The sequence below is a fragment of the Pseudarthrobacter sp. MOO14 genome, from assembly GCF_058267675.1.
The window spans coordinates 4,362,870-4,384,808 of the sequence record NZ_CM177849.1; the positions used below are offsets into that span (position 1 = coordinate 4,362,870).

The following is a 21,939-nucleotide window of genomic DNA, read 5'->3' on the forward strand; positions in this document are numbered from 1 at the left end:
GTCCACGACGTTGTCATCACCTACAGTTGCGCCTGCGGCTTCAGGTTTGATCAGCCAATCAATTCACAGCGCCACGATAAGGAGCTCCCATGAAAGCCGCCCATAGCATCACAAAGTTCTTCCGCCTGATCCCGCCCCTGGCGATATCAGCGGCTGCGTTGACCGGCTGCTACCACCCCTCTGGAGGGGACCGCGACCCCATTGCCCTCGGCGCGGACCTAAACTTCTCGGGACTGCAGTTGCGCAGCGTCCTGATCGTGACGTCCGGCCAAAACGAACCCGGGCGCGTCCTGGGTACGATCTTCAACACCACCGCTGCAGACATACAAATGGTCCTTGCCGACTCCGATGAACAACATCCAGTCAAGATCCCCGCTCTGGGACATGTCGAGTTCGACCAGTCGCCTCTGATCTTCAACAGCACGCAGGAGCCGCCCGGTGCCCGCACCGATCTGCAGGTAACAGTGAAAGGGCAACAGGCGGCAATCAACGTGCCCATCCAGAATGGAACCTTTGACCAGTACCGGCCATACATTCCATCTCCAAGCCCATCCAGCTGACCCCAAAAACCAGCACCTGTCAGCGCACATGGGACCCATCGACGCCGCGGCGCGGCGGAGCGCGGAGCACCCCGAGCAACCACTCACCAAGAGGCGAACCCCCCAGAAAAGCACAACTTTGACCGCCTTGCGAGTGGGGGAGTCTTCATGTGGTCAGTGCCTTCAGGGAGCTGCCAGAGAGAGACCGTTGCGTTTACGCAAGTAGTGCGGTTGAATAAGACCACGGTGCGATAGTTGTTCACGGCCACCCGGAAAGCCCAGCGGGCGGGGCAGTTGCTTCTGACCAGCCAGCACGGTGCGGGGCGGAACAGTTTCAGAGGCGCAAGGGGCCCGCTTCCCTGGGGGCTCTCAAGAAGGAGTAACCCCATGAGATACTTCAGGATTTATCCGGCAGCTGCAGTGACGGCAGCAGCACTCGCTCTGGCTGGGTGCACCGGGAATTCCGCGCCAACGTCCAGCTCCTCGGCAGCATCACCGACGGTTTCCGCTCCAGCGGCTGCCCCGCCCGCAAATGGGGGACTGCCCGCGGTGCCGGGCGTGGTCAAGGAAGTCGAACCGTCAGTCGTGACGATTCGCACAGATATCGGCCTCGGCAGCGGAGTCATCTATCAGAGCGACGGATCCATCGTCACCGACGCCCACGTCGTTGAGAACGAGCGAAAACAGCCCTTCAAGAACGTTCAGGTCCAGTTCGCCGACGGCTCACAGTCTCAAGGTACCGTCCTGGGTGTTGACGACGTCACGGACGTTGGCGTCATCAAGGTCGACCGCAATGGCCTTCCGGCGGCCAAATTCGCTTCTTCCGATCCGGAAGTGGGCTCGATGACAGTCGTGATCGGAAGCCCCTTAGGGTTGGAGGAAACAGTCACCGCAGGAATCGTATCCAGCCTGCACCGGAACATGCCACCTTCCAAGGAATCACCTCACGGCGCCATCGACCTGCTGCAAACCGATGCCCCCATTTCTCCCGGTAACTCCGGCGGTGCAGTAGCAGACTCCACGGGACAGGTCATCGGACTGTCCGAGGCGTACCTGCCACCCAGCTCCGGAGCAGTTGCCATCGGGTTCGTCACCCCATCTTCTACGGTTACCACCGTTGCCGACCAGCTCCTGGCCAGCGGAGAGGTCAAACACGCAGCACTCGGTGTCGTCCCCACCGACATCACACCACAACTAGCTCAACGGTTCTCTCTGCCCGCCACTGCCGGAGCATTGATCGTCGACGTTTCCCAAGGCAGCCCAGCTGATACTGCCGGCATGAAAGCAGGTGACATCATCACCAAATTCGCCCAAAACCAAATCCGAAACGTTACAGACCTGCTCGTGGCACTCAGGAAACAGGACCCCGGACAGCAGGTCGATATCGTGGTGCAGCGCGGTTCAACACCGCAGACCCTGCACGTCACCCTCGGGAACCTGGCCACAGCACCCTGAGAAGCGCCCGCGCATCTGGCAGCGGGAGCTGAATCCACAACTACCCGTTCAACTAAGCCGCGCCGCCGGACTTCCGCCTGACTGACAGTGTCGCAAAGAGACAACCAGAACACCTAGGAGATCCACCGGGCCTTACTGCAGGGTGAGGCGACTGGCCACGCGGTTAAAATCAGTTGGGCTTTCGCGACAGGGGACAGTATGAGCAAGCTGGATATCAAGGGCAAAGGCACGATGGAGTTGTCCGGTGGAATCCTTCACTTGCGCTGGAAGCAAGGAGCTTACGTCGGCATTGACGTAGCCAAGGCAGCCCTTGAAGCCATCTCCACCTTGGGCCAAGGCGCCAGGTTGCCGATGCTGGTCGAAATTCAGGGCGTGACGCACTCGGCCGCCGCTCGAAAAGTCTTTCCCGATCCATCCAGCATCTCGCGTATGGCGCTCTTGGGTTCCTCGCCCGTTGATCGCGTGATCGCCATGTTCCGCCTGCCCCTATTGCCGGTCGGATTTCCAGTCCGGTATTTCACATCTCCGGACAAGGCAACGGAGTGGCTGCTTGAGGACTCCGCGGAGTCACGTAAATAGCCAGCTTTCACCCGAGTAAATTCGTGCAACGTCCATCTTTCTGCTTGCATTCCACCCCATGCCCGGTGTCTGCTCACGGAGCTGGGCCTGATGAAGTATCAGCGAGGGGGCCGGGAGAATTGAAATCTGCAAATCAGCTGCTGCACTGAGTGACTAAAGACGGGAGGGAGTAACGGTCATGTCCGCTGCCCTTCTGCTTAAGGACCTCTGATGCTCGGATTGGCCCCAGTTTTGGTTCCTAGGGCTGGACCAACGGAGTATCGCTGTGCCTGGAGCGCACCTGGGGTCGTTGCGTGGGCAGTGGAGGAGGGGAATCGATTGAAAGCGTGTGGGTGTTGGTCGATTGCCCTTGTTCTTGGGTCACATTCCCCGCTGAGCACGAAAACGTCCACTAGGCTCGGGAACGACCGTTCTACTTCCACTCCCATTCTTTAAGCGCCGATGAATGAAGATCTTGTCATCTGCCGGTCGGTGCCTGGTGGTTAGCCTCGGGCGTCGTTCTGATAGGGCACCAACTGCTGGGTTGAGGGGCTGGAGTGCAGTTGGGGGAACCGGCATTGGGTTCGGATACTTGGCCAAGCTGCGCGGGAGTAGTGACGTCGCAGGGAAGTTTCCGAACCCGGCGCCGGCGCGGCAGCGCCCGAGTTGCGCGGAGGACCCACCCAGCTATCCTCTCGCCGTTCAGAATCACGCCACCGGTCCCTGTGGAATCTCTGGCCTGAGTGGTGTTGCGTCGGTGGTTGTCGTGGCTGATGAATTCCTGTCGAGATCCAGTGCATTTCCGGTCCGGTGGCCTTTCCAAAGGGGAGGACCCTCAGCGGGCAGTTGAAACGAGCTCTTTCCGCGTTCCTCCCCGATCAATTTGAAATGCCGATAGTGGAGATTCCGTCAGCCTTAGCGGGGCGCCACGGGCCAAAAGTAAGAGTGTGGACGTTGTCCACACTCTCGGCTCTGGATCAGCTCTTATTGTCTTCGAACTGCTCCGAATTCCTTATGTTTTCGCCTGTTTCCAATGCTTGTAAGGGGGGGAATGCAGTTCGAGTCCCACCTCGGGCACAGTGTTTTCGCAGGTCAAAGGTCATTTGGCTTTTTAGTGTTGACAATGCTTGACTTTTCGGAATTTTTTGAAGACGGAGAGAAGCAGCCGCTCTGGCAATTGCGCCGATACCCGGCAAGTTCTCCTGCAGGTAGCAACCCAGATGTTCTCTTTAAGAGCCTCATCCCGTTCCCTCGCCGAGGGATGGCCGGGCCAGGGCGGGTCATGCGGTATATGCGCTGGTGCGACACGGGCCAGGCCGGACTCCGTTGCCGCACGCGCGCAGAGTTCACCGCATATGCTGTGTCCTGGATTGGGGGAGGGACCCGTTTGGATTTCTATGAGCGTCTTTCGAGGCGGGGCGTGCTCTGGGCGCCATCGGCATGACCTGGCTCAGGACTGTTGAAGCCGGCTGGCGCGGGCTTCAGCAGTTTAAGTCAGCTGCCAAATCTTCCCCGTTCTGCTCCCCAGCACAATCCGCTGGAAATCAAGTACGGCACGAATGCCGCGGTGGATCACCAACACGATCCTAAATTACCGTATCGGTTATCCACAGCCCCACTTGCCCGTTATTGCCTGGCAGTTTACGAGTCGGTCCTGCTGAGACTGATCATGTAGCGGTCATTCCCGCTTAGGCCGTCGTCGGCGATGGATCCAGATTGAAGTACTGCCACACGTGCCGGGACAGAAGTCCCTGTCGCAGCAGTGTCCCATGCTGCACCATCAGAGCAGCCGGATGTGCCGGTGTAAGAGAGAGGCCCTTGGAGGAGCGCGATGAAATTTCAGCGGACATTGGCGGCAACGGCTGCGGCCGGCGGCATCCTGCTGACAATGGGAGTAGGCGCGAATGCAGCGCCTATGGTCATTTCCAGCGGCGGCGGGACCTTCACTGACCCATGTACCGGCCACCGATTTGAAACTTCCTACTCTGGCACAGTTCAAGTCAGCTCCACCCGCACGGAGTACACAGTCAAGGGAACGGCGACAGACCTTGTGACGGGAAATGCCTACGCCTACAGCTCCCACTCGACCGGCACCACCCCTCCTGGTGCGCCTCTCGTCTACTCGATCGGCGCCGTGTCCGTCCTGCAGGACGGGCCCAACACGATCGTGTCAACGGGCAAGACCATCGTTCACATCGTCAATGGCGAACCCCAGCTGGTGAATTTCGTCGACAGCATGTGCGCCGGCAGCGGCGTCATCAAGATCGCATAGGCGCCGTCACGGGTGATTCAATCGGGGCCGGATCGATCAGCTCGGTCCGTTATTCCGGACGGACGACTCAGCGAGCGGCATGGTGCCGGCGCTGCCTGCCATCACGCAGGCGACCGCCGGCGTCACCCGTTTCCGGTTGGGACCAGCGCCTGCATGAAGGCTCCCACTATCGGCAGGACCATCATCCCCCAATCGAGGGGTCTGGGCCGGGCCCCGCCGCCCAGTAGTCGCCACGCGTTCCTCGGCCCGAGGATCAGGACGGGGAACGCCGTGCACCAGCCTGCCCAGTAGACGGCGAAACCGACGTTGTATGCTGGGCCGGCGGCAATCTCCGCTTCAGTGCACGGAACACCAACGCCATTGACACCGGCACCAAAACAGGCATGGCGAGCACAAGATTCTCCCGCACTCCTCGCCATCGCGCTCTTGTCCCGGCCCGGCGAGCACTCGGCCCGCCGTGTAAACACCACCTAACCCCAAAACGAAGGAGTCCAGAGGGCCACTTCGACCAGGCAGGGCCGTGGATCACCGCAGATCCCCCTCGATGAAGGCCTGCGGGGTTTGGAAGCGGAGGAGATGGAGGGTCGGCCCGAGGAACAGCATCGACAGTGCGAGCCATGGCCCTGAACGACGCCGGGTCGAAGGGCAGGCCGAACAGGGCCTTGGCCAGCTCGGCCGCCGCGAGGGGCAGGATGATGGCGTTAGCTGAGGACGAACGGGGCCGGCAGCAGCAGGAGTCCTATCCTGCCTCCGTGGAAGGCATCGACGGCCAGGATGAGGAGGGCCGGCATGATGAAGCACAGGTCCCCACAGGTGGACCGCTTTCAGCCGGTCCACCAGCATCCCCGTGTTCGTGGAGGGAGGTTTTTCAACGCCTTCCCCCCATGGGGCCTCCCAGGTCAGTTGTCACAGTCGGATTGAAGTCTTCTCGAGGACCGGTGGAACCAGATCGCCGAAGAAAACCTGGTCGGTGATGTAGGAGATCAAGACCAGCAGTGCCGTCGGGCCGTTGGCGATGGCGAACCACCGCTGCCACCGGCCCTGCCTGTCAGTGAAGGCGGCAGCTGTCAGCAGGGCCGCGATCCCCATGGAGGTGTATGCCGCTGCGTCGACCGTATGGACAAAGCTGCCGGGCCTGAAAACCAGGCTGGTTTCGGTGGAACTGACGGGTAGGGCGAGGCTGGTGCGGGGTTCGCCGTCGTAGGTTGAAAAGGTTTCGTCCCCGACGAAGAGGCCGTCCCGGATGGTGATGCCCTGCTCGGCGAGGACCCCGGTGAGCGCGGCGATGGCCGCGGCCTGGGGTTTGGGCTGTCCGGGTTGGGTGGTTTCGCTGGTGTAGACGGCGAAGAGGACGGACGTGGCGGTGGTGTCACTGGTGAGGTAGTGGGCGACGGTGCGTGCATAGTTGAGTTCCTGGCCTGGTTGGCGGGGGAGGTCGATACGGAGGGTCGCGCCGATGCTGTTGTCATTCATGGTGATGCAGACCAGGCTTTCCTGGGGCCAGAAGCCGAGGGTGTGTCCGATGAAGCTGAGGACGTCTGATGGTGTCTTGATGGTGAGCTTTTCCTTGATCCCGTTTCCTTCACCCAGTTGCTTTCTGTTTTGTCTGCGGTTGTTGGTTGTGGGCGTCGTTCTGGTAGGGGACCATCCGTGGGTTGAGGGGCCGGAGTGCAACTTGGGCGACCGGCGCCGGGGACGAAAACTTCGTCCCGGAGCGAACCGGCTCTGGCCTGGGAAGTTTTCGGTTCCGGGGTCGGCGCGGTAGCGCCCTGGTTGCGCGGAGGACCCGCCCAGCGATCATGGGAGTATCAGAATGACAAGCAGTTCGTACCTCTAGTGGTCCATCGGGGCCGATGGTTCAAGCGGCATGATTTTGCCTCAGGCTGGGACAGTCCACCTACCCTTCAAAAGTGGTAGGCGATGGCCCTTGGCGACGCCGTCTGAGACTGAGGGCGACAGGCACTCGGTGCATCCAAATCTGGATCGAGGCGGCTCATGGAGCCGTGACAGCTCCGGGCAAGGGGGGCCTGCCGGGGCAGATTACATTCTTGCGACTGTGGCGTTTTCCCTAGGTCGTTGGAGTCGGCGGTGCCGCGATGTTCCTGTAAAGGTCCGAATCGAATGTCGTGTGGCCATGGTCGTCGGTGACGTAAACCTCGAAAGTGAAGGTCGTGTGGTCGTGCTCCAGGGTGAACTGGATGGTGGGATTCTGAACGGAAATGGTTCCTTCTGAGATGATGCGGCCGTACTTCTGCTCCGGGCCGGTTAGTTCGGACCCGTGCTGCGATGGGTCACGGATGAAGTAGTGGACCGTATATGGGGCGGTCGGCAGCGACCGCAGGGTCGGGAAGAAGGTGAAGTTTCTCATTCCTGGCTGGAACTCGCTGGCACGCCACTGGTAGCCGGTTACTGCTGGTGTGAGGTGGTCGTCGAGGTCCCGGATCCCTGTGCGGTTGGTTTGGGCGTCGGCGCTGTGGTTTAGCCCCAAGGCGCTGCCAGCTGGGGCAAGACCGAAGCCAAGGCCGAGCCCGAGCCCGATGGAGACGAGGGGTACAAGGATGGCGACGAGGCGGCCGCGTCGCAGCAGGCCTGTCCGCACGGATTGCCGGTGCATCTCAAGTACGCCCGGCACAGCCCCGGTGATAGCGGCTCTCGAATAGGGGCTGCTGACCGAACGTGCCCATGCTTCGACGAACGCGGCCCGGGGCGGCAGGGCCGCGTTCGTGCCGCCGACCGGGTTCCAGTAGGACAGGAACGGCAGCGGAACGTCCCGGAGCCGGTCTCGGTTGTCTCTCACGGTGAAGGTCGGCATTATCCGGTACTGCGGACCACCCCGGCTAGGGTACCGGTGAAGGTACGGATGGAAATCTTCCAGGTGAGTCCGATCAACCCTGTGCCGGATGAAGAACGCCGTCGTTACGAAGGCCGCTTCCCGTGTGAGTGTCACCCGCTCCCCGGCGTACCACAGCAGGACGGCGCCTGAGATCGCTAAGACGATCGCCGCGCCCAAAATCAGTCCCTCAACCCGGGACGAAATGATTGTGCTGTCGTACTCATTGACCAGGATCGAACCGGCAATAGCCGCAGCGGCGAGTACCAGGAGTCCCAGGGCACAGGTCGTGGCCGCCCAGGCGGGCATCCGCAGCTTACGGATGCGCGCCGGCAGGTTGTCCTCGCGGAACTGATCACCGTCGTTTGGAACAAACACCCCATACCCCCATTGGTTCGCTCAGCCGCCCGCGGGAGACTGAAGAGCCGACCTACCTCCCCGCGTGGCCCAGGAGACTCACCTTCTACAGGGCAGTGGCGACTTGCTCATCCTACGGTCCCGGAAAATCCAGAATGGGGGTCTTGAGCCTTTCTTTGTCGAAAACTTCACCACCACGCCTGTTGTGGGATTCCCGGAGAGGCACGACAGGCTGTTCATGGCGCGGCGCCCCGGACAGCAGAGCTGGAAGGAGCGCGCTGGGACTTCAGGCAACGCACGTTCTATAGGGTGTGAATCTGTTGAGGTCCCTGGCTCCCTGTACGGTTGCAGGACGAAATTGGCTTTTGGGCTGTACTGCGGAGTCGGCGTGGCGGGAGGCCACGCTGGTGCTGGCACCGTCCGCGCCCACTTGACGTATTCCCTTAGCGCCTCGACGATCCGTCTGCCCTGGCAGCCTGCGCGGACTCACTCTTCGGTGGCGACCCCGCCATGGGCTCGGGGGCCCCACCCCAAGGTTCAGGAGAGGTTGTGTATTGCTCCGGCACAGCGAGGCCCGGATACGGCTTTCCGGACTGCCCGCGCGCGCGTGTGGAAGTCGACCGTCGAGGCCCGGGGGGAATCGGCCGGACCAAACGGGTCGTCGTGGTTTCGGGGCGGTGCGGAATCGGTGGTCGTTGTCGAGTGGTCGGTGATCAGTCCCATGCCGGCGTACTCGCGAACGGCGGCGATGCCTGCTACAGCCTCAGTCTTGGTGTCGAAGGGTTTTGATAACGCCATGATGGTGCCATCGGGAGCGGTGAGCCGGAACCTGAAGGCTGATTCTGCGTCGACATATAGTTCGAACATTCCTGCCATTATGATCCTTTCGGTTCGCGGGACCTCGAGGCTGCGTCGTTGCGGCCATCAGGCGCGAGGCGTCGTTGCCCACGCTTTCCGTGTGTATCCCGCTCCAAATCTTCATCAATTCAGCATGCGTCCCCGAGTCTTCCGCAGGAACGACGCCCGGCGCAAGGCTTCTCCCGGCATCCAGCCAAAGTGATCCCCTGCTCTCGGGTTCAGTCCAGGCGCCAGTTCCCTGCTCCGACTGATGCAATGCGGCCGATAGTTGTGATTGGGTCAGCCTCAGCAGGCGTCCCTGATCAGAAGTAAGAGCATGGACATTGTCCACGCTCTTGGCTTCGCATCGGCTCTTAGGGCGTGTCTCCTAAAGCTGTCAGCCAGATGCTGATTGCTCGGAGGACTGCTCCGCCGCGGTAGGTGAGGGCGAGTTTGTCGTAGCGGGTTGCCAGGGCTCGCCACTGTTTGAAGGTGTTGAAGTTGCGTTCGACGACGTTGCGGCCTTTGTAATCCTCTTTGTCGAAGCCCGGAGGCCGGCCGCCGGAGGAGCCACGTCGTTTTCTGTGACCGACCTGATCGGAAGGCTGCGGGATCACCGCTACTATGCCGCGGTCGCGGAGGTGGGTTCGGATCGCCCGAGATGAGTAGGCCTTGTCACCGCGGACCCGGTCCGGGCGGGTTCGGGGCCTGCCCGGACCGGCCCGGTTGATCTTCAACTGGTTCATGAGGTGGGCGAACATCGGCGCGTCGCCGCCCTGGCCCGGTGCGACCAACAGAACCAGGGGCCTGCCTTTGCCATCAACCAGGGCGTGGATCTTGGTGCTCAAGCCGCCGCGGGACCGGCCAATGGTATGGTCGTCCGGCTCAGCAAACAGATTCATGTAATTCGAGCGGTCCGCCTGTGGCGCGGGGAAGGTTGGTGCCGTGCTGGTGGGCGCGGTTGACCGTCGAGTCGACCGAGACGGACCAGTCCACCTCACCCTGAGAGTCCGCGACCGTCAGCAGCGCCGCCAGAATGCTGTCCCACGTTCCGTCACCGCTGTAGCGGCGGTGACGCTTCCAGATGGTCTGCCACGGACCGAACTCGGCAGGCACATCCCGCCAAGCGATCCCGCAGCGATACCGGTAGATGATGCCCTCGACCACTCGGCGGTCATCCCGAAAAGGACGACCCCGCCGGCCTGCAGAAGACGGCAGTAGCGGCTGGATGCGGGCCCATTGCCCATCAGTCAAAACAGAAGTACGCGACACCCATCAAGCATCCCGGATGCGGCCATCAGGCTTTAGGAGACACGCCCTAGCCCCGTCGAACTGCTCCGGTTTCTGTATGCTTTCGCCGGTTCCCAGTATTTGCAAGGGCGATAATGCGGTTCGAGTCACACCTCGGGCACAGTGTTTTCCCTCGTCAGAGGGATTTTCGCTTTAACGTGTTGACAAAGCTTGCGGTGACGTCCCTCTGACGCTATAATTGCGGGCTTGGGCTTGGGCCTGGCTGCCGCTGAGCCTGTTCAGGTGAGTGGGTGGCGGGTTCAAGTCTCTGGCTGGGTGGGCGCTCCGCCTGCTGAGAATGTGTTTATGTGGTTACTCGTTCCTGTTCTGTTAGGTGTGCCCGGGGGCGGCGTACACCTATTCATGTGCCGGGGGAGCGGGGACGACATGACCGTGCTGACAGCGCTCTAGGAGTTTCCCCAGGGGTGGCCTTCTCATCGCTGCGACGGGTGAGCGCTGCACTTTGTCCTCCCAAAGAGGGTGTGGACGGTATGCCGGGATCTATGGTGGCCACGCGGGTCGAGGGACTCTTAGGTCTCCATAGCGTGGCCTTCTCCGGCAGCAGGCCCTGTGGTCATTGTCCATTTGGTTATGGGTTCGTCGGCGAAGTCCTGTGAGGGCTGCGCTGGAAGGGCGATATAGCCGAAGTGCGCAGTCAGCCTCACAACTGCTCCCGTCGACGCATGGTCCAGCTGGGAAGCCGTTCACACCGCTGATGAGAGGATGTCCGGTGCAGGACCGGACATCCTCTCCGGGCCTAATGCTTGTTGGTGTCCTGGGGGTACTCGGTGGTGTTCAGCACGCTGAGCCGGGAATCGAAGGGCAGGATGACCGGTTCGTTGGCGGGGTCGTCCCAGCCGAACATCCGTCCGATGGAGCGCTGTTCCCGCAGGTCCACGAGCAGGACGGCTTCAACGCACATGACCTTTTCGGTCCAGAAGAAGATGAAGAGGTCCTCTGTTACTTCCCAGGTCATGCAGCGGTCGGTGTCCGCCAGCCCTGCCTCGCCGCCGCGGACGCAGTTCCAGGTGAAGGTGCCTGGGTTCAGGTAGATGTGTTCGTAGGATTCGACGTCGCTGTAGCGGTAGAAGATCCGTTTTCCGACCAGGCCGGATGAGCGTTCGTGCCGGGCCGCTGAGCCGTTGCTGTTGGTCTGGCTGAAGTCGGTGGTGCTGCGGGTTTTTTCGCCTACGACGACGAAGCGTGATAGTCCGGAAGTAACCGCGCCGGTGTTCCGGTCCCAGATAATGGTGACGTTATTTGCTGTGAGCCCTTCACCGCGGACGAAGTCGATGATGAAGATCCCGGGGCGGGCTTCGATGGCTTTGTAGCCTGCTGTTCCGCTGGTCTTCTCCTCGCCGCGCTTAGAGGTCCAGATGATGGAGGATTCTGTCTTGAAGACGTACTCCTCGGTTGCTCCGTCCTCGCCCGGGATGCTCAGGGCCGCTCCCGTGAGGGCGGGGGAGGCGGGCAGTGTCTGGTCGCCGAAGCCTTCGAGCATGGCGGAAACCGGCGGCCACTCCTCTTCGGGAATGTAGTCCTGGATGTCCGTTGAAGTCACGGTGTGTTCCTTTGTTCTTTTCATTGTGTGGGGACAGGTGGGTGCGGCTGGGTCAGCAGATGACGGTTTCGAAATTGATTGATGGTTTTTGTGCTCCCCGGGCGATTCCGGCCACGAAGAAGAGGGGGACGCCGAGGAGGAGCCAGCGTGCAACGCCGCCGGCGCCGCCGAGCAGGGCGTCGTAGTTGTCCAGCGTCAGGTATCCGATGACGATGAAGGCGAGGAATGAAAGGGACGGGGCGATGACGGTGACCCAGAGGTTGTCCCGCATGCCGTTCCTGGCGAAGAAGACCACGATGGCGGCTGAGGTGACGAGCAGGATGGTGATGAAGCCGGCAGTTCCCAGGGCAACGAACCAGGAGAACACGGTGGTGATGGGGTCGGCTCCTGCGAGCAGGAAGGTGCTGATGACCGCGAGGACGACGATTCCGTTGATGAACCCGGCGACGTGCGGGGCCCCGGTCTTGGAGACGGCGGAAAGCTTCGTGGGCAGGGCGCCGGCGCGGCCGAGGGAGAACAGGTAGCGGGAGAACATGTTGGACAGGCCCAGCAGCATGGCCAGGAAGCTGGTGACCACGAGGATCTGCATGGTCATGCTCAGCCAGTAGCCGGCGCTGGTCTCGGCCAGGTCGAAGATCATGCTGGCCGGCTTGTCCGCGGCGACGGTCTGGATGTTGTCGATGCCGATGGCTCCGCTGATGGCCCAGGTGGAAATGGTGTAGAAGATTCCTACGAAGGCGATGACGAAGTAGGCGGCGCGCGGAATGGTGCGGCGGGGTTCTTTAGCTTCTTCGGCGAAGACGACGGTTGCTTCAAAGCTCGTAAAGCAGGCGAAGGCGAAGAGCAGGGAGATTCCTAGACCGGGTCCAAAGACGTTGGCACCGGTGAAGCCCTCGAATGTGAAGATGCCGATGCCTTTTTGGGCGATGAGGGAGACCACCAGTGCGGCTACCGCGAAGGCTTCGCCGACAATGAGAACTCCCAGCACTCTGAGGCTGGCGTCGACTCCGCGCATGGTCAGCCCGGTCACGAGGGCGAGCAGCACGGCGATCCAAAGGTAGACCGGGATGCTGAGCCCGGTGATTCCTTCAACCAGGAGCTGGGCGAAGACGCCGAACTGTGACCAGAGCCCGATTTGGAGGCTGAGGTAGGTCAGGATGGCGATCCCCGCGCCGCCGGTGGCCCATTTCGTTCCCAGACCTTTGGCCATATAGGCGACAAAGCCGCCTGCGTTGGTGATGTGCTGGCTCATCCGGAGATAACCGACGGAAAAGAGGGCCACAAGTAGAGCGGCAATAACGTAGATGACGGGTGTTCCGGCGCCGGTGGCCGAGAACAGTACGGGGCTGGCACCTACTACCGCCGCCATAGGGGCGGCCGCGGCAATAGCGAAAAAGGCTATGGCCAGGACGCCGAGTTTATTGGGCCTCAGTCCCGCTGGGCTGGGAGAGTCCCCGGGCTCTTCCGACCCAATGCTCGTCGGCAATGCGACTGATTCTTGATTCATGCGATGGCTCTTTTCGGGATGCAGGGCGTGAAGCCGATGCGAAAAATGGGGTTCCCCTGTTTCTGCGCGTCAGTGCACAGAAGATGTGGGGAGAAGGTGATTGCAATCGAGCGAACGTGGGGTGACCAAGGCCACAGGGAAAACTCTACGTCTGTTTAGTTCTGGGTGTCAACGCCTCACTTTCAGACCCGGCGTGGGGCTAGACTCGGGGTATGACTCGACCGCAGACCTCCTCACGCTTGCCGTACGGTGACGGGCGTGACGCCCTCCTGTCGGCCGTCGTCGCCGTCGTGGGGGAGAAGGGGCTCAAGGGCGTGACCTATCGTGCGGTTGCGGCGAAGGCGGGGGTTAACCACACGTTGGTCACGCATCATTTTGGTTCGATCGAGGGCCTTCTGGCCGCAACGATGGAATGGGCTGTTCAGCGATCCATTGAGGAAACCGGCCTGGAGCACCTCGTCGATTTCGGCGAAGAATTTGCTGATGCGCTCATCGCGACGGTGGCTGCTGAACCCGAACTGCAGCTCTTCCAGTTTGAAATGATGCTCGAATCGCGCCGAAACCCAGAGGTTCGAGCGCTTGTTGAGCGGCTTTATGCCAATTACGTGCGAACCGTGGATACGGCGCTGCGGGAGCGGGGCTTAACTGCTGATGACGGTTTCTCGCTGGCCATATTTGCGGCGCTTGACGGGCTCATGCTGCAGTTCCTGACTATCAGTGATCCAGTGAGGATCCGGGCGGCCGTGGTTGAAGTTGGGCGGCTAATAGAACTTCTTGAGGCATCCAACGGCCGCGATACTGACGCTCCGCTTCATCCTGTTAGCGGTAGCGCAGACGTCGCCGTGCTGTTCATGGAGTAGCGAACGTGGCGTATGGATCAGGACGGGACGCCCTGGTGCGGGCGGCCATCGAGATTGTGGCCGAAAAGGGCATCCAGGGGCTAACCCACCGGTCGGTTGCGACCCGTGCAGGTGTGAATCATGGGCTCGTAGCGCTGCACTTTGGGTCACTGGACGGTCTTGTCGCAGCTGCCACGGAGGTGGCTGTGGAACGTGCGATCACCGAAACGGGTCTCTCGGCGGCCGGCAGGTTCGACGAAAGCTTCGCGGACCAGCTGCTGGCTTCTTTGGCCTCAGATCCCGAGATTGAGATGTTTCAGGCGCGGATGGTGCTCGAAGCGCCTGGCCGGCCCGAGATACGAGCGCTCATTGAACGCTTGTATGACAATTACATCTCCACCATTGAGCGTGGCCTTCGCGCGCGAGGACTCCATGATCCCGAAGGTTCCCCGAGAAGCTTGGCGCGCCTCGTTTTCGCGTCACTGAACGGGTTGATTCTCCAGTTCCTCTCCGTGGGGAGTGCGCTACCCATCAGGGAAGCCATCGTCGAATTAGGTCGCCTGGTCGACGCCGCGGTGCCTGTCAACCGTCACTTCGGGGATGCCTAAACTCCAACTGCGCCTAAGCGTCCATAGCCGGTTCAGCCGCTGCACTCCAGCCTGTGGCCGCTGCCAATTTAGCTCCCCGAAATCGATGACCGCAGGCGCCCATAAAATGCTCGGGTGATGGTGACGCGCGAACAGTCCGTAACGCCGACTGCTGTTCGCGAACCCACAGTCCGCGCCACCTGCGCTCCTGCAACAGCCTGCAGGAGTGGCCGATCTAAAAAACTCTCCATTTGTTTAGCCCAAGTATTGACACTGGAAACTAGACAAACGTATATTTTTTGCAACGTGGCGATCATCACAGGAAAGCGATCGACCAGCACCAGCAACACAGATCCGCTGCAGCGTCCCGAAACGTGACGTCGTTCCTGTCTGGCATCGGCTGCCAGCCAAAGTTTTCAATCACCAATTCCCTCCCAGCACTGAGGACTCCCATGAAATTTCCTGCATTCGCACGAGCCGCCGCCATTGTCACGGCTGCCACGGTCCTCCTGACAGGTTGTGCCGGCGCCCAGAATGCTGCCAGCTCTGGTGGTTCTGCCGCGAGCAAAGGTGCCGTGGCGATGAGTTTTCCCACGCATGACGTGAACATTTGGAAGCAGCAGGTTGATTTGATGCAACCCATAGTGGAAAAGGCCGGCTATGAACTGCTGGCGGATAACCCTAACTGGGATATCCAGACGCAAGTAAACGATTGGACAAGCTGGATCCAACGCGGCGACGTCAAGGCCATCATGGGCTTCCCTGTCCAAGCGGACTCCATGGTCGCGGTTACTGCGCAGGCCAAGGCCGCAAACATCCCGGTTATCGGATACGCGGGTTCGTGGGAAGGTACCTCGGGTCAGCTTATCCTGGACGTCAAGGGCGCAGGCGCTGAAGTAGGCCAGTCTGCCGGTGAGTGGATCAAGACCAAGTACGCCAACCAGTCCGTTGAGGTTGGACTGCTTGCCGACACGCGTGCTGACCTCGGCCGACTGCAGGCGGAAGGCATCACCGCAGGACTGAAGGCCAGTGGCGCAAATGCGAGCGTCTTCAATCTTGAAGCATCCTCTAGGGATGATGGCTACAAAGCTGCGCAGACCCAGCTGGTGGCCCACCCGCAGACAAAGATCTGGCTCGGAATCGGTGCCGACATGATGCTCGGTGCACGGCAGGCCGTCCTAGACGGCGGGGCCAGTGCGAGCGATCCCGACCGCTACGTCTCCGCCACCGATGGGAACGACGAGGTGTTCAAGCTCATCCAGGCGGGAAACGACATCTGGCGTGAAACGCACGTATGGTCGCCGAAAGACCTGGCCGAAGCAGACGCCAAGCTTTTGATTTCCGCAGCCGATGGTAATCCGGCCGGCGACATTAATGTCCCCACACGGCACGTCACCAAGGACACCGCGGCAGACATGATGTCCAAATGACCGGGGCCATGATTGAGGTGAATTCCATGACACCGTCCGGCGATGCGATCGCAAGCCGCGTGACATTCCAGGACCTGACTGTTGATTTTGGTGCCACCAGGGCCGTAGACGGCTTCACTCTGGATATGAAGCCGGGAGAAATCGTTGGACTCCTGGGACATAACGGGGCTGGGAAATCCACCGTCCTAAACGTCGCGACGGGCGCCGTGACACCCAGCAAGGGGCACTTCGCCGTTGACGGGGTGCAGGTGGCCAAAGGAAGCTCTCCACGCCAGTTCGCGGAGCTCGGCATAACGGTGGTGCATCAGGAACCGGCGCTGGCCAAGAACCTCAGCGTCTTTGACAATCTCGAACTTGGACGCAGCAGGCCGGGAAATCTCCAGGACAGGAAGGATGCAGCGCGGGAAGTCTTGTCGAAGGTCGGCGCAAAAATTTCCCTCGATCACCCCGTGGCCACCCTTTCACTCGGGCAGAGGCAATTGGTCGACCTGGCGCGGGGTGTGCTGGAAGGCGAAATCAAAGCATTGCTTCTGGATGAGCCCACTGCCGCCCTGGGTGCGCAGGAAACGTCAGCCTTGCACCAGCTCATCCGGGAATTCGCCGCCGGCGGGACAGCCGTCATCTACGTTTCCCATCGGCTGCCTGACATCCTCGATGTCTGTAACCGGATTGTCGTCATGAGCGGTGGGCGGTTGATCGCTGACCGCCCGGCCGCCGGCATCACTGCCCGTGACTTGGCGCAGGCCTTGGCTCCCGGGATTTCCAAACCTGAACTGACCAACGAGGCAACGGAGGCGGTCGCCGTCGAATTTCCGTTTGGCGACGGCACGATCCGCGGTTTTGCAGGTGAGGTAGTCGGGCTGTTTGGAATGGCGGCGGGCGAGCAATTTGCTCTGTTGGAAGGCCTCTACGGAGTGGGCGGATCCATGGAGGCCGTGATCTTGGATGGTCACGCCTACAAGCCAACGAAACCAGTATATGCCCTTCGGAAGGGTATCCACTATGTTCCGGCCGACCGGGAAAAGGACGCCCTGCTGCCAACAGTGTCCGCTCGCATGAACGTGCTGCTTCCGTGGCTCTCGCACCTTGGGGGAGGCTGGTGGACTGGCGGCACGGGGAATGCGCTCTACGCGGACTCCCGGAAAGAACTTAACGTTCACGGACCGACGGGCGAGGAGCCGATCGCCGAGTTCAGCGGGGGGAACCGCCAAAAGCACCTCCTGGCACGTTGGATGTTCCTTAAGCGACCTAAAGTGCTGCTTCTGGCCCAGCCCACGCAGGGCGTCGACTTCGGGGCAAAGGTGGACATAGTCCGTGCCGTGCGCCGCCTCGCCGTGGAAGGAACCACTGTACTGGTGGCCTCGGCGGAATCCGACGAGATCGCCAGCATGTGTGATCGAAGCTACGTCATCTACCAGGGCCGGATCCGTGAGCTCACTGGGGGAGCACTGACGGACGAGAACCTTCTGGACAACCTCCTCTCGCTGGGAGCTGAGAACGCTCAGGGCGGGACGGCAACTCCCCTTCGTGATTCTGATAGAAAGCAACTCCTGTGAGCATTGAAAAGATCAAGATAGTTCTCGCCCAGAACGGCGTGTTTGGCGCGCTGCTTGTTATGGCCCTCATCTTCGCCACACTGAACCCCAGGTTCCTGTCGTTCAACAATTGCTCAACCATCCTGCTTCAGATCGCCGAGCTGGGGATCATCGCCCTGCCTGTGGCTTTTGTCGTCATGATGGGCTGCGCCGACCTGTCAGTAGGTGCAATTGCCTCGTGCTCCGCCGTGATCGCCGGCTACGCGCTAGTGGCCAGCAACAACGTCTGGGTCGGGCTGCTTGCAGGGCTGGCCTTCGGGGTCTTCGCCGGGGCAGTCAACGGTTTCCTGGTCGCCTACCTTGGACTGAATACATTCGTCGTAACCCTGGGCTTCTTGAGCGTTTGGAGCGGACTCGCGTTCCTCCTGAGCGGCGGCAAGACGCTGACGGGTCTCCCGAAGGACTTCACCCGGCTCGGCACCTTCTCCATCGGCTTCATACCACTGCAAATCGCCATGCTTATTGTCGCCGTCGCCGCCTCCTGGTACATCCTGAACCGCACCGCCAAGGGTAAGCAGATCCTGGCCGTCGGAGGGAACAACCGGGCTGCCCATCTGATGGGCGTCAGGGTCGAGGCCACCAAGTTCTGGGTATTTGTCGTGACGGGAGGGCTTTCGGCATTGGCGGGCATGATGCTCTCGGCAAAACTGGCCGCTGTTAGCCCGGCAGTCGGCAATGGCATGGAACTGACTGCACTCACTGTCGTCCTCCTCGGCGGAATTGCCTTTGAAGGCGGCACGGGCCGTATCAGCGGGGTTGTGGCCGGTCTGTTGTTCGTGGGCGTGCTGCGGAATGGACTGGTCATCCTCGGAGTTTCCGCCTATCTCCAAACCGTTCTGGTTGGCCTCACACTGGTCGTGGCCGTAGCGCTGGACAAATCGATCCAGCGGATCATCCGCTCCGCCTGGCAGGCCCGGGCCAGGAAATTCATAGAGCAGGATCCATCCGGGCCCCGGAAGTCGGAACTCATTTCCTTGAAGAACTAGTCCCGTAGCCACATCCTTCAACAAGACGGCTGTCCGCAACCTCGACTCAGAGGGGCGGCTGCACAGAGGAGCGAACATGTCCACCATCTACCTCAACGGCGAAATCTACACGGGGAACACCGACCAGCCGTGGGCGGAGGCCCTTTGGGTATCCGACGGCCGGATCAAGGCGGTGGGTAACGAACGGGACCTCCGTGAGCTGTCCGGCGGCGCCGAGGAAGTTGACCTCCAAGGTCGCATGGTGATGCCGGGCATCCACGACGCGCACCTGCACCTTCTGTTCAGTGGCCTCAAATTCAAGTACGAGGCACGACTCTCGCCAGGCGCCGACGCCGACCAGATAGTGGAAGACCTCCGAAGCTGCCAGTGCGCAGGACCAATGGACCGGCAGGGGAACCAATGGATCATCGGCGGTGAATTCATGCCTGCAAATTTCACCGGGGGTGTCGACAACCGTCGACTCAACGAGGCCTTCCCCGAAACCCCGGTCTTCCTATACGACTACTCAATCCATCACGGCCTGGCCAACGCCAAAGCCTTGGAACTGGCGGGTCTGAAATCCGGGCAGCCGCAGGAGGCGCTGAGAGGAAGCTTTCTACGGGATTCGACGACGGGCCAGCTCACCGGAGAACTGGTGGAACAAGCGACCTGGCCGGTACAAAGCGCCATCCCGGAGTACCCCGAGGATGTCTACGTCGATGCGGTGAGCTGGGCTGTGGGCCGGTGTCACGAATTCGGCATCACCTCGGTACAGGAAGCCTCCGCATCGCCTCAAGCCCTGGCAGCACTCAGAACCCTCGACTCCCGAAACCAGCTGAAACTCCGGGTGGCCGCGCACTTGGTGTGGCGCGAGGAAGGCTTCGGCATGGCAACCGCCGCGGAGTTGGAATCCGTGATCGCAAATCGACAGTCCTGGGCGAGTCCCCACGTGGACACCTCGTTCATCAAAATCTGGCTGGATGGCGCCCCGCTGCCCCCACACTGCACACAATCAGACCTGGTGGAGAACGAAATAGACCAGTCAAAGATCCTGATCCCGCAGACCGACCTGGTGGAGGCACTGGCGAAGTTCGACGCGGACCGGCTCCAAGTGAAAATCCATTGCGCCGGTGAAGGAGCCATCCGGGCTGCCCTGGATGCCATCGAGCAGGTGCGCCAAAAGAACGGCACTGGAGGTCAGACGCATGAGCTGGCGCATGCCGGCTTCATTAGCGAGACGGACTATCCCCGACTCTCGCAATTGGACGTCATCGCCGAGATGTCTCCCGCGCTCTGGCATATCCCTGAATTCGGTCTCCAGGAGGGTTTCCGGTTCAAATCCGTCACATCCCACCATGCAAAGCTCACAGTCGGCTCCGATTGGATTGTGTTGCCGAGCCCGAACCTTTTTCCAGGCATTCAAGGAATGCTCGAGCACGGTCAACACTCGGTTGATTTAGTCACTGCGTTGGAAGCCGTGACTCTTGCCGGGGCACGGGCGGTGGGCAAAGAAGATGTGCAAGGAACCTTGGAACCAGGAAAATCGGCGGACTTCATCGTGCTGGACAGGAATCTCTTCAAAATCCCGACCTCAGAGATTGGCGCCACGGTCGTCGACATGACCGTCTTCGAAGGAGAAGTCGTCTACCGAACCGGATCATAACCAACGGCCCACATTCGCGCCGCTGCAAGGACAAATAAGACAGGATTACGAACCACATGAGTGACAACAAACAAGCCAAACCAGTCGCCATTGTCACCGGCGGTGGCACTGGAATCGGGTCAGCAACCGCGGCTCAACTCCGGGACACGGGCTGGGAAGTCGCCATTTGCGGACGCCGCCCACAACTTTTGGAAGAGACCGCATCAGCAACTGGAGCCTTTCCCATTGCTCTTGACATGACTGACCGGGGCGGAGCTGATGAATTAGTAGACGCCGTGATGGACAAATTCGGTCGCGTGGATGGGCTTGTACTCAATGCTGCAGTAGCCCACGCCGGGCGTTTCATGGACACCACGGACACCCTTTGGCGTGAAATGCTGGAGACGAACTTGCTTGGTGCTGCCCGACTAACCAGGGCTGTTCTGCCTCACTTCGGCAGTGAAGGCGGATCCATCGTTGGCGTTGCATCCCTTGCTGCGCTCAGGGCAAGCTCCTTTATGAGCGGATATGCCGCTTCCAAGGCCGGCCTTGGGCTCATGCTTCAGTCGGTAGCGGTGGAATTCGGGCACCAAGGAGTTCGCGCCAACTTGGTGTGCCCCGGGCTGATCAAGACCCAAATGTCGGCTACGGCGCTGATGACTGTCGCGGAAAAGCGCAGCATCAGCCTGGAGGCTGCCTACGAAACGGCAACCCAACATGTGCCGGCCCGACGTGCGGGGGATCCCTCCGAGGTTGCCTCGGTCATCGCATTCCTCTTGTCCCAGGGAGCTTCGTACCTGACCGGAGCGATCATCCCCATAGACGGCGGAGCCTCAGCCGTGGACGTCGCGGCACTGCTGTACGAAAACGACCACTAAGGCACAGGCCCGGCGTCCACCACGCGCGTGGCGTGGGAACCGGTGCGCAGCCGATGAGAACATCCGGCCAATCGATGGCATCTTCGCCCCGAGGCTGCTGCACGTCCTGAGGAGCCGAACAAAACCGCTGGTGCCTCCTGTGTCGCCTGCGATTGTTCCTTTAGAGAGTTCCTCCACTCGGCCAAAGGCAACAAAAGAGGTGTGGACATTGTCCACACTCCTGGCTCCTTATCGGCCCGTAGCGTCATCGAACTGCTTCGGATTCCGCATGTTTTAGCGGGTTCTCAGTGTTTGCAGGGGCTGGAAGACAGTTCGAGTCCCACCTCGGGCACAGCAGGACCCCTCGTCGGAGGGGCTTTTTGCTTTAACGTGTGGACATGGCGTGTGGTGCCGCCCCTCTAACGGCTGGGTTGCGGGCTGTGGGCCTGGCTGCCGCGGAGGCCTGTTCAGGTGTGTGGGTGGCGGGTTCAAGACGCTGGTTGGTGGGCCTTCCGCCTGCTGACCTGCCGGTCTGCGGTTCCTCGTTCCGGTTTGTCGGGTGGCCCGGCTGGCCTACACCTATTCATGGGGCGGACGTGTGGGGACGACATGACTTTGCCCACCGTGGGGCGAAACTTTTCTTGAGGGGCCACCCTTAGACGTCGGGCAAGGGGATGTGCTCGATTTGTCAGGCCAAAAGGGGTGTTGACACTGTCCACATTTATATCCGGTTTATAGGGCTGGCTCGCGCGCGTCCGTCAGGCGACGCAGGGCCTGGCCGACTATGAAATTGCGTTTAGGCGAAGATCTCTATCGGC

Annotated in this window: 17 protein-coding genes; 11 read left to right on the forward strand and 6 right to left on the reverse strand. The window is 61.0% G+C overall.

What is annotated here, in order from left to right; genetic code table 11:
* The first annotated feature begins 89 nt into the window (after positions 1 to 89).
* From AC4EEV_RS20025 to AC4EEV_RS20040, 4 genes are all read left to right on the forward strand, one after another.
* Positions 90 to 560: a hypothetical protein gene (locus tag AC4EEV_RS20025; protein WP_491329818.1), complete on the forward strand. Its 471-nt coding sequence runs from the start codon at positions 90 to 92 to the stop codon at positions 558 to 560.
* A gap of 537 nt (positions 561 to 1,097) precedes the next feature.
* Positions 1,098 to 1,994: a S1C family serine protease gene (locus AC4EEV_RS20030; protein WP_491329819.1), complete on the forward strand. Its 897-nt coding sequence runs from the start codon at positions 1,098 to 1,100 to the stop codon at positions 1,992 to 1,994.
* A 198-nt stretch (positions 1,995 to 2,192) separates the two neighbouring features.
* The gene (locus AC4EEV_RS20035; protein WP_463960759.1) at positions 2,193 to 2,573 is read left to right on the forward strand and encodes a DUF7793 family protein; all 381 of its coding nucleotides are present in this window, start codon (positions 2,193 to 2,195) and stop codon (positions 2,571 to 2,573) included.
* Between the two features lie 2,029 nt (positions 2,574 to 4,602).
* Positions 4,603 to 4,824 carry a hypothetical protein gene (locus AC4EEV_RS20040; RefSeq protein ID WP_491329820.1) on the forward strand — a complete coding sequence of 74 codons (222 nt, stop codon included), beginning with the start codon at positions 4,603 to 4,605 and terminating at the stop codon, positions 4,822 to 4,824.
* Between the two features lie 906 nt (positions 4,825 to 5,730).
* On the opposite strand, the gene AC4EEV_RS20045 is transcribed toward AC4EEV_RS20040, so the two are convergent.
* From AC4EEV_RS20045 to AC4EEV_RS20070, 6 genes are all read right to left on the reverse strand, one after another.
* Positions 5,731 to 6,498: a DUF4192 family protein gene (locus AC4EEV_RS20045; protein ID WP_491329821.1), complete on the reverse strand. Its 768-nt coding sequence runs from the start codon at positions 6,496 to 6,498 to the stop codon at positions 5,731 to 5,733.
* Between the two features lie 394 nt (positions 6,499 to 6,892).
* Complete coding sequence (locus AC4EEV_RS20050) at positions 6,893 to 8,032, reverse strand: hypothetical protein (protein ID WP_491329822.1); 1,140 nt, start codon at positions 8,030 to 8,032, stop codon at positions 6,893 to 6,895.
* Positions 8,033 to 8,548: 516 nt separating this feature from the next.
* The gene (locus AC4EEV_RS20055) at positions 8,549 to 8,878 is read right to left on the reverse strand and encodes a YegP family protein (protein ID WP_491329823.1); all 330 of its coding nucleotides are present in this window, start codon (positions 8,876 to 8,878) and stop codon (positions 8,549 to 8,551) included.
* A 344-nt stretch (positions 8,879 to 9,222) separates the two neighbouring features.
* Positions 9,223 to 10,120, reverse strand: a protein-coding gene (locus tag AC4EEV_RS20060) for an IS5 family transposase (protein WP_491329824.1) whose coding sequence is annotated in 2 segments (ribosomal slippage) — positions 9,223 to 9,762 and positions 9,764 to 10,120 — 897 coding nt in all. Because the reading frame shifts where the segments join, the coding sequence is not laid out codon by codon here.
* 775 nt (positions 10,121 to 10,895) lie between these two features.
* The gene (locus AC4EEV_RS20065) at positions 10,896 to 11,699 is read right to left on the reverse strand and encodes a MoaF C-terminal domain-containing protein (protein ID WP_491329825.1); all 804 of its coding nucleotides are present in this window, start codon (positions 11,697 to 11,699) and stop codon (positions 10,896 to 10,898) included.
* A gap of 52 nt (positions 11,700 to 11,751) precedes the next feature.
* Positions 11,752 to 13,206 (reverse strand): APC family permease, encoded by a 1,455-nt coding sequence (locus tag AC4EEV_RS20070; protein WP_491329826.1) that lies wholly within the window; start codon positions 13,204 to 13,206, stop codon positions 11,752 to 11,754.
* Between the two features lie 212 nt (positions 13,207 to 13,418).
* Between AC4EEV_RS20070 and AC4EEV_RS20075 the strand changes: the two genes are divergently transcribed.
* The 7 genes from AC4EEV_RS20075 (at position 13,419) to AC4EEV_RS20105 (ending at position 21,142) form a co-directional block, all read left to right on the forward strand.
* On the forward strand, positions 13,419 to 14,066 hold the full coding sequence (locus AC4EEV_RS20075; protein WP_491329827.1) for a TetR/AcrR family transcriptional regulator: 648 nt from the start codon (positions 13,419 to 13,421) through the stop codon (positions 14,064 to 14,066).
* A 5-nt stretch (positions 14,067 to 14,071) separates the two neighbouring features.
* Positions 14,072 to 14,653 carry a TetR/AcrR family transcriptional regulator gene (locus tag AC4EEV_RS20080; RefSeq protein ID WP_491329828.1) on the forward strand — a complete coding sequence of 194 codons (582 nt, stop codon included), beginning with the start codon at positions 14,072 to 14,074 and terminating at the stop codon, positions 14,651 to 14,653.
* A 431-nt stretch (positions 14,654 to 15,084) separates the two neighbouring features.
* Positions 15,085 to 16,062: a sugar ABC transporter substrate-binding protein gene (locus AC4EEV_RS20085; protein ID WP_491329829.1), complete on the forward strand. Its 978-nt coding sequence runs from the start codon at positions 15,085 to 15,087 to the stop codon at positions 16,060 to 16,062.
* Positions 16,059 to 17,618 carry an ATP-binding cassette domain-containing protein gene (locus AC4EEV_RS20090; protein WP_491329830.1) on the forward strand — a complete coding sequence of 520 codons (1,560 nt, stop codon included), beginning with the start codon at positions 16,059 to 16,061 and terminating at the stop codon, positions 17,616 to 17,618. The genes AC4EEV_RS20085 and AC4EEV_RS20090 overlap by 4 nt, the downstream gene beginning before the upstream one ends.
* Positions 17,615 to 18,643 carry an ABC transporter permease gene (locus tag AC4EEV_RS20095; protein WP_491329831.1) on the forward strand — a complete coding sequence of 343 codons (1,029 nt, stop codon included), beginning with the start codon at positions 17,615 to 17,617 and terminating at the stop codon, positions 18,641 to 18,643. Before AC4EEV_RS20090 ends, AC4EEV_RS20095 begins: the two co-directional genes overlap by 4 nt.
* Positions 18,644 to 18,719: 76 nt before the next feature.
* Entirely contained in the window at positions 18,720 to 20,285 is a 1,566-nt protein-coding gene (locus tag AC4EEV_RS20100) for an amidohydrolase (protein WP_491329832.1), read from the forward strand.
* A gap of 56 nt (positions 20,286 to 20,341) precedes the next feature.
* Positions 20,342 to 21,142 (forward strand): SDR family NAD(P)-dependent oxidoreductase, encoded by an 801-nt coding sequence (locus AC4EEV_RS20105; protein WP_491329833.1) that lies wholly within the window; start codon positions 20,342 to 20,344, stop codon positions 21,140 to 21,142.
* Positions 21,143 to 21,939 lie beyond the last annotated feature (797 nt).